Genomic DNA, 2,051 nt, shown 5'->3' on the forward strand with positions numbered 1-2,051 from the left:
GTCAGCGGTGCGGAGCACTTTGCTACCGGCCTGGGATCCTGGCTGCTGGTGGCGCTGGGGGAGACAAACTCCTCGCAGGCGGGAGCTTTGGGAGTTTTGATCTTGGGGGCAGAAGCGGGCAAGGTTTGGGATCCCGACGAGCGGGCGGCTGTGATGTTGATCGCCCAGACCTGCGGCTGGACGGTGCGGCGCTTGCTCTGGATGCAAACTTTGCAAGAGCAGCAGGAGGTGCTCAGGGAGTTGAACTGGTACAAACACCGCCGCCTGATGGACATGCAGAATGCCCTTCTGGACAGCCTGCGCCGCCTGGGTCAGGTGCCGGAGATTCCCGGAGACGAAGCCACCCGCTGGCAAAAGGTGGTGGAGATCGGCAGAGGGCTGCGGGATCTGACCGTCTCCACAGGGCCGTTGTTGCAGTCGGAAACTTGGCAGGTGCAGCCGCAGTCGCGGTCGGTGCCCTTGGCAACCTTGGTGCGCAAAAGCCTGCGCCGGGTGGAGGGCCTGACCCAAAAACGCAAGCTGTGGCCGCGGGCCCATGGGGACATGAGCATTGCCGTCCAGGGGGATCCCGAACGACTGGAGATGGTGCTCTGGGAGGTGTTGACAGCCGCTATTTTGCGCAGCCCGGAAGGGGGGCGGCTGGATCTGTGGAGCCAAGCCAGCGTTCGCGATAGCGATGCGGAGCCCTTTGGCTATGCAGAGCTGCTGGTGGTGGATCAGGGCAGCTTCGACCCTCACCTGATGGCCGCCCTTCAGTTGGATCCGAACCAGGTGATCTACGCGGATCCTCTGCTCAAGTCGCCTCTATCGGTAAGTCCTGGTCTGGAACTCAGCCTGTGTCAACGGGTGGTGCAGCGGATGGGGGGCCAGCTCTCCTTTTACCTCTCTTCCGATGGGCGTTGTGTCTCTCGGCTGCTCCTGCCGATGGGCAGCGACGAGCCCCATCCCCCTGGGTAGGAAAAAGCTGTGTTGCCGGTCACCTTAGGGGGACAAGGTTCTGAGCAGCCAAAACAGGGGCAGTAGAGCCAGTAGGCCGCGATCCAGCCGCCGCAGTTGTAGGCGGTGCCAGCGCAGGGGATGGTCTGGGCCGGTCAGCCCACGGGCCTGCATTGCCATAGCCGTCTGTTCGGCACGCAGGAGCAAGTTTTCAAAAAAGCGCTCCACCAAGGCCAGCAGGGTTTGCATCCCGCCCCGGAAACTCAGGGATCCCCAGCGCACATCCCGAGTTCGCACCGCCCGCGCCAAGTTTTGCACCTCTTCCATCACCAAAGGCAGAAAGCGCAGCGCCAAGGTGAGGGTGAGAATTACTTCGGCAATCGGCCAGCTCCAACGCTTGAGAGGCTGCAACCATTGGCCGATCCCCTCGGCAATTTCTTCGGGGGCTGTGGTCAACAGAAACAAATGGGTAGCGTAGAGCAACGTAAAAATGAGGGTGCCCAGCCGCAGCGCCACCGATAGAGAACGGCGGGAGACCTGAAAGGTTCGTCCCAATAGGGAAAACTGAACCAGGCGGTAGCGATAAGGAGTTTGCCAGGCACGGGTTTGCGCCCGCCAGGCACGGTCTGGGGATCCCTGTTCTACGGCCAAGTCGAAGTGCCCTGCACCGCTAACGGGAACAGCGGGGATCCCGGTCAGCCCATAGCCCACCACCTGCATATCCTGCCGTTGCGATTGGGGAAAAACCCCCAATCCATCCGGCGCCAAGCTGGTGATCCCAAAGGTGAGCAGGCTCAGGGCCAGCACCAGGGAGAGTTGGCCCGACCAAACCCGGCGCGGCAGACGGGCCGCCACAGTTAGCAGCAGAAGAGCCACCACCACGGCCAAGCGCCAACCATTGCCGGCCAAAATGGGGCTGAGGAGAAAGCTGAGCAGCCAGGCCAGCTTAACCCGCGGATCCAGGCAATGTAGCCAGGTGCGAGGCTCTTCCAGATAAATCCCCAGCGGGGCATTGCGCAGAATATCCACAACAGTTGAGAAGGAAGCAGACTATACCCCTTAAAAGGGCGGGACCGAGAACTCCATCCCCGTAGCGCGGTCGCAGCAGCGTTGCG

1 protein-coding gene and 1 pseudogene are annotated in these 2,051 nt (G+C 62.0%); one reads left to right on the plus strand and one right to left on the minus strand.

Translation table 11 applies throughout. From position 1 onward, the window contains the following. A pseudogene (locus NW819_RS09230) lies at nucleotides 1-957 on the plus strand (histidine kinase); the annotation flags it as partial. Nucleotides 958-981: 24 nt separating this feature from the next. On the opposite strand, the gene NW819_RS09235 reads toward NW819_RS09230, so the two are convergent. After that, nucleotides 982-1,965, minus strand: a complete 984-nt coding sequence (locus tag NW819_RS09235) for an energy-coupling factor transporter transmembrane component T family protein (RefSeq protein ID WP_414413557.1) — start codon at nucleotides 1,963-1,965, stop codon at nucleotides 982-984. Between the last annotated feature and the right edge of the window lie 86 nt (nucleotides 1,966-2,051).

The organism is Synechococcus sp. R8-2, assembly GCF_047461715.1.
Taxonomy (GTDB): Bacteria; Cyanobacteriota; Cyanobacteriia; order Thermostichales; family Thermostichaceae; genus Thermostichus.